This window comes from Rivularia sp. UHCC 0363 (assembly GCF_034931125.1).
Lineage (GTDB): Bacteria > Cyanobacteriota > Cyanobacteriia > Cyanobacteriales > Nostocaceae > Rivularia.
This window is the reverse complement of record NZ_JAYGHM010000058.1, coordinates 1-5,996: the sequence shown is the minus strand read 5'-3', so window position 1 is coordinate 5,996 and position 5,996 is coordinate 1. Positions and strand designations below refer to the sequence as shown.

Genomic DNA, 5,996 nt, shown 5'->3' with positions numbered 1-5,996 from the left:
TGGGCATTGGGCATTGGGCATTGGGCATTGGGCATTGGGAATGGGGCATTGGGCATTGGGAATGGGGCATTGGGCATTGGGCATTGGGAATGGGGCATTGGGGATGAGGAGATGGGAAATTTTTTTTAAATAAAAGGGAGCAAGATGCTCCCACTAAAAATAATTTTATAATTCTTAATTCCTAACTCCTAACTCCTAACTCCTAATTCTTCATATACTTTTCCATCGCGTACTTTTACTACTCTTTTGTTACAACGTCTTACCAAGTGTTCGTCATGAGTAGTAACAATTACTGTAGCCCCGAAAGAATTTAATTTACCTAGTATTTGCATTATTTGCCAAGAATTATCTGGGTCTAGATTCCCGGTTGGTTCATCTGCTAAAAGCAGTGGTGGAGTTGCAACAATTGCTCTTGCCATACTTACCCGTTGTTGCTCTCCTCCAGAAAGGCGATCGGGAAAAGAATTAGCTTTACTTAGTAAGCCTACTAATTTTAAAGTAGGTTCTAAACGTCTTTGAATTTCCTTGCGGGTGTAGCCTTGAGCTTGTAGGACAACAGAAATATTTTCTTTTACAGTTCGCTGGGGAATTAACTTATAGTCCTGGAAAACAACACCAATGCGTCGTCTCAATAAAGACAAGCCGTCTCCGCGTAAAGCAGCCACATTGCGATCGTCAACAATCACCTCTCCCTGGGTTGCGAATTCCTCACCATACAGTAATTTGAGCAAAGTGGATTTCCCAGAGCCACTCGGTCCAGTAATAAATAAAAATTCCCCTTTTTTGATGTTTAAGTTGACATCTACTAAAGCGTTTGCCTCATTAGCATAGGTTTTTGTTACAGAGCGCAGTTGCACCATAAAATTACTGCTACTGTCCCTATCTTTATTTTTATTTTCTTGAGGAAGATCGGCAGATTTATCAATTGTGTTTTTATCTGTAATAACCGACATCGCTGTTTGTTGGGATTAAATAAAAAATTGAATACAAAATAAGTATTCCCAGAGCAAGCCTGAGAATATCAAATCTTTATTTAAATATTAGGGGGATGGGGGGATTGGCGGATGGATAGCGAGCGAGACGCTCGCACTCCTAATTCCTAATTCCTAACTCTTAATTCCTAACTCCTAACTCCTAACTCCTAACTCCTCCCTACTTTAAGCACCTTTGGTTTTAACACCGTAAATCAAGGCTTTCCAGGCAAATTGAGGTAAAGCTAACATCCGTCTCCATCGCCAAGGTTCTTGATAAAGACGATATAGCCATTCTAGATTGTTGTCGCCTAACCAAGCTGGAGCGCGAGTTTTGGTTCCAGACCAAATATCAAAACTACCACCCACACCGATCCAAGTAGCTTGGGGACACAAATGACGGTTTTGTTCGATCCATAGTTCTTGACGCGGTACTCCTAAACCTACGTAAATAACTTGGGGTTGTAATTGGGATAACGTGGAGTGCAGCTTTTGTTCCTCTTCTGGGGAATGATAGCCTGAATGAGTTCCGACTACATTCAAATTAGGAAGTTGTTTCTGCCAAAATTGTGCTGCTGCTGCTGCTGTTCCGGGCTTTCCTCCATAGAAAAATACTGTTGAATCAGGAGCATTTTGTCCAATTTCGCGCAACAGTGCTTCCGCTAATTCAATCCCTGGAATTCGGCGCACATCTTGTTTTAAAAGTAATCGTAAATATAAAACTATCCCCGCACCATCTGGAATTACCAAGTCAGCCGCTTTAATTATGGTCGCAAGAGTTTCATTTCGTTCCGCTTGCATGGTCATTTCTGCATTCAGCGTCACTACATGAGTTCCCATTCTTTGCTGCAAACGTTGTAACAAGTAGCCTGGGTAGTTCGTCGTTAAATGAATTGGTAATCCTAAAACCGAAAATACTTTAGGCGGTTTAATCATGCTGTAACCTAGATTCGCCTCACACCAAGTTTTATGGAAGCTAGTTTATCAAATTTGTTCCTTAATTGTTTGTATTGTATTTATGGCTGTAACTCCTATAGTTATTGCGATCGCAATAAATTTGTAACTTAATTAAGATAACTAGTTATTTTAACTGTAATTTGTAGTTCAAATTACTAAATATTTTGACAAACAAAAATCACTATGAATACTTAAAAATAGCAAGTATATTATGTCTTAATTTGTACTTTAAATAGCAATTCCAGGCTGAAGTTGAAATAAGCGATCGCAAATAAACTAACTGTATCTTCCAAAACGCCGGTATAATTTTAACAAAGGAGGTCAAAAGAATAATCGAAACATATTAGAGTTTAACTTCAAACACAAATACAATTGATAAGATAAATTAACCACTCATGAGAATTAGTTAACTAACTTTAACTAATATAGTCGTATATTTAAACTATTTAGTATTAGATACTTTTGAGCGGGCGCACTTAACTCAGATTGTATATTTATAGCGTTTACTATATGAGTAGTGAATACCTTATCGATCTAATCTCAACCACCACTCGTGAGTTTTATACCATTAAGAGTACAGATGTGAAGGAAACTGCATCTCTATAGACTTTTTACTAAACTCAATTTTACAGTTAATAGTTTAACGAGCAGAAAGTTACCATGACGAAAATTCGCGTTGCTTTAATTGAAGATCACGACCTTACCCGTTTGGGTATTCGGACAGCATTACAGCGAAATGTTGATTTTGAAATAATAGGAGAAGCTGATAATGCTACCGATGGACTCAAAATATTAAAAACGCTACGACCGGATGTGGCAATCGTAGATATTGGTTTACCTGATATTGATGGGATTGAGTTAACTAGAGAAGCCAAGTCCGCAGTACCAGGATTGCAAACTAAAATCTTGATTTTGACTTTGCGCGATAGTAAAGAAGCCGTGCTTGCAGCTTTCGCGGCTGGTGCAGATTCCTACTGCATGAAGGATAAATATGATAATTTGCTCGAAGCGGTACGTCATACCCACAATGGTAACTCTTGGATTGACCCGGCGATCGCCCGCATTGTTTTGCAGCAAGCACAAGAAAATCCACCACATTCACAAGGATCGCAGAATAATAAATTTGTTGAAAAATCGGATTTCAACAATGCTAGAGATGAAAACAGTATTGACCCTTATACTCTTACCGAAAGAGAATTAGAAGTATTGCAGTTGATTGTAGAAGGTTGCAGTAACGCCATTATCGCCGAAAGACTCTACATTACGGTCGGAACTGTTAAAACTCATGTCCGCAATATTTTAAACAAGTTATGCGCTGACGATCGCACTCAAGCAGCAGTCCGCGCTTTACGTTCGGGGTTAGTGGGATAGGCTTTTTGGAAATTTATCCTAAGTATTATCACAGAGGTTAGAATCAGATAAAAATATTACATTTATTCAATCTTGTGTTAGGACTGTATAGGGATGTTAACAACTATCTTTTTGTTCCCAAATAGCATGACAGGCAAGATAAAACTTATACAGTCTTGCCTCTGAAAAATATATGTAAATAGAAGTCAATTATGACTGAGATTGAGGCAGGAAAACTCAAATTAATGGTGGTAGATGACGAGCTAGATAACCTAGATTTACTCTACCGCACTTTCAGGCGAGATTTTAAAGTATTCAAGGCTAGCGATGCTCGTACTGCGCTGCAAATTCTAGACAAAGAAGGCGAAATGGCTGTAATTATCTCTGACCAACGAATGCCAGAGATGAACGGTACGGAATTTTTCGGTCTGACGGTGGAACGTTTTCCGGATACGATTCGGATTTTACTTACAGGTTTTACCGATGTCGAGGATTTAGTTGAAGCGATTAATTCGGGTCAAGTATTTAGGTACATTACTAAACCTTGGAAACCCGATCAACTCCGCTCCCTTGTCGATCAAGCTACCCAAACTTATCGTTTAGTAAAAAAAAGAACTTTCGATTTAAGTCGTTCTTTAAGACGAGAATCTTTAGTTAATGCAGTTACTAAAGCGATTCGAGAATCCCTAGATTACCGCAGTATGCTGCAAAAAATTGTGACCACAATTGGGCATACTTTTGAAGCAACTTGTTGCGTACTTAGACCGTTCGAGGGAGAAGAATTAGCACCAGATAAGTTTTTTTATCAAGATAGTAACGCTCTTGCTGAAAATTGCTGTTTTGAGCCGACTTTATTAATGGAAAAAGTTCTTGTTAGCCGTGATTGCGAACTAACAGAATTTACTGATGATAACGGCGAAAGTTACCAACAACTAGCCGTACCGCTGATTTATCAACAACACTTACAAGCAGTACTTGCTCTTCATCAACAGCGACGCGATGCCCAAGGGGCGACGCTTCGAGCGTATCGCAATTGGCAAGCTGAAGACATTGAACTAATTTCCGGGGTTGTAGAACAAGCTGCATTAGCTCTTTCTCAAGCAAAGCTTTATCAAAGTCTTCAGCAAAAGCAAGACCAGATTCATGCCGAATTGGAAGTTGCGCGTCAAATTCAGCACAATTTGCTCCGCCAAAGTTTACCTGAAATGGCAGGAGTAAAGGTACAAGCTTGCTGCTATCCAGCGCGGGAAGTTGGGGGGGACTTTTTTGAAGTTTTTGTTCATCCCAAAGGCGATTTATGGTTGGCTGTAGGAGATGTTTCCGGTAAAGGTGTTCCTGCTGCACTGTTTATGGCTAGTGCCATATCGGTACTGCGTCGGGAATTATCTCAAGAAACCCCTGCAATGCCAAATATAGTCATGAAAAATTTAAATCAGGCTTTAGGGGATGACCTTGTAAGCAACAATTACTTCATTACTTTGGTATTAGCTCGATATTCTCCTGCGACTAAGCAATTAGTTTACGCTAACGCCGGTCATATTTACCCAATAGTTTGTTCCCAAAAAGATTCATGTTCAGACGAACCAAATTTTCTCAAGGTTCGTGGAGTACCTTTGGGTATATTGCCTGATTGGCAAGCAAACTTTGGGGAATTAGTTCTTGCTCAGTCAGATACTTTACTACTTGCGAGTGATGGAATTACTGAAGCTCAAGTTTCTATCAATACTTTGGGTCAGGAATCATCAAACGGTATTGAATCGCTAAAACGTTCCATGCTCAACCAAGAAGGACTTTGGCAATTATTGATCGAGCAAGAAAAACCACTTAGCTTGAATAAATTGCTCAATCGCATCCATCTTGATACTGAAGTTCAAGAAGACGATCAAACTATACTTTCAATGGAGGTTTTGTAAATAATGAAAAGCGAGCTTCACGTACCAAGTGACTTGAAGTTTTTAATTGTTGTGGAAAGCTGGCTGCTTGGATGCTTACAAGCGGAATTAGGGGAATCGGTTGATTGGACTAGACAATCAAATCGTTTACGCTTAGTTTTAGTTGAAGCTTACTCAAATGCAGTCCGTCATGCTCACAAAGAGAAACCTCATGCTCCGATTTTGATTCGTTTAGAACTAAAGAAAAGGGATTTAGCCTTGGAAGTTTGGGACAAAGGTGAAGGCTATGATATGTCTACTTACTTTCCTCCTAGCCCCGTAGAAAAGCAAGAAGGAGGCTATGGGTGGTTGATTATGAACCGTTTAATGGACAAAGTTGAGTATGAATTGCAAGTCAATGGCGGTAATTGTCTCAAGTTAGAAGCCAGTTTGCCCGAAACAGTAGAAAAGGTCAAAAATTAGTTAAAAATCAACTTAGACTCAGTTTGCACCAATCCTTTTATTTACAAATCATTTTATGAAAATGTGTTGCATCAAATAAGTTTTTATAGATTTTTTTGAGGATAAAAGTTCATACAAAAACTTTGACGATTACTTGTTCCTTTACTCTGGCAAGGAATGCAGTAGTTGGAGGCAGAGCCTCATACAATATATTCCCAGCCAGAGACTGGGAACAAGAAAGAAGCGTTTAAGTCACTTGTTCCTTGACTCTGGCAAGGAATACAGTAGTTGGAGGCTCTGCCTAGGCTGTTGACTTTGATAGAATTTATTCGTTTTTGGCTCATGCATTTAACTGGTTCCCAGCCGGAGGCTGGGAACCCATGAC

At 39.4% G+C, this 5,996-nt stretch carries 6 protein-coding genes; 3 read left to right on the top strand and 3 right to left on the bottom strand.

Annotated elements, in window-relative coordinates; all coding sequences use genetic code 11:
* Positions 1-188 precede the first annotated feature (188 nt).
* Together ftsE and VB797_RS26035 are read right to left on the bottom strand one after the other, a co-directional pair.
* Positions 189-953, bottom strand: a complete 765-nt coding sequence (gene ftsE / locus VB797_RS26040; protein WP_323240663.1) for a cell division ATP-binding protein FtsE — start codon at positions 951-953, stop codon at positions 189-191.
* A gap of 204 nt (positions 954-1,157) precedes the next feature.
* A complete protein-coding gene (locus VB797_RS26035; RefSeq protein WP_323240662.1) occupies positions 1,158-1,907 on the bottom strand; it encodes a WecB/TagA/CpsF family glycosyltransferase in 750 nt (249 codons plus the stop codon).
* Positions 1,908-2,588: 681 nt separating this feature from the next.
* On the opposite strand from VB797_RS26035, the gene VB797_RS26030 reads away from it, so the two are divergent.
* The 3 genes from VB797_RS26030 to VB797_RS26020 all read left to right on the top strand — a co-directional run bounded on the left by VB797_RS26030 (position 2,589) and on the right by VB797_RS26020 (position 5,632).
* Positions 2,589-3,299: a response regulator transcription factor gene (locus tag VB797_RS26030; RefSeq protein WP_323240661.1), complete on the top strand. Its 711-nt coding sequence runs from the start codon at positions 2,589-2,591 to the stop codon at positions 3,297-3,299.
* Positions 3,300-3,490: 191 nt separating this feature from the next.
* Positions 3,491-5,191, top strand: a complete 1,701-nt coding sequence (locus VB797_RS26025) for a SpoIIE family protein phosphatase (protein WP_323240660.1) — start codon at positions 3,491-3,493, stop codon at positions 5,189-5,191.
* Positions 5,192-5,194: 3 nt separating this feature from the next.
* Entirely contained in the window at positions 5,195-5,632 is a 438-nt protein-coding gene (locus VB797_RS26020; protein ID WP_323240659.1) for an anti-sigma regulatory factor, read from the top strand.
* 179 nt (positions 5,633-5,811) lie between these two features.
* Here VB797_RS26020 and VB797_RS26015 read toward each other — a convergent pair.
* Positions 5,812-5,996, bottom strand: a 185-nt coding sequence (locus VB797_RS26015; protein WP_323240658.1) for a hypothetical protein, incomplete at its 5' end; no start/stop codon positions are given.

Excerpts from the sequence above, each read along its gene's own strand:
- VB797_RS26030 (WP_323240661.1), top strand. The coding sequence starts at position 2,589 with ATGACGAAAATTCGCGTTGCTTTAATTGAAGATCACGACCTTACCCGT.
- VB797_RS26025 (WP_323240660.1), top strand. The coding sequence starts at position 3,491 with ATGACTGAGATTGAGGCAGGAAAACTCAAATTAATGGTGGTAGATGAC.
- VB797_RS26020 (WP_323240659.1), top strand. The coding sequence starts at position 5,195 with ATGAAAAGCGAGCTTCACGTACCAAGTGACTTGAAGTTTTTAATTGTT.
- ftsE (WP_323240663.1), bottom strand. The coding sequence starts at position 953 with ATGTCGGTTATTACAGATAAAAACACAATTGATAAATCTGCCGATCTT.
- VB797_RS26035 (WP_323240662.1), bottom strand. The coding sequence starts at position 1,907 with ATGATTAAACCGCCTAAAGTATTTTCGGTTTTAGGATTACCAATTCAT.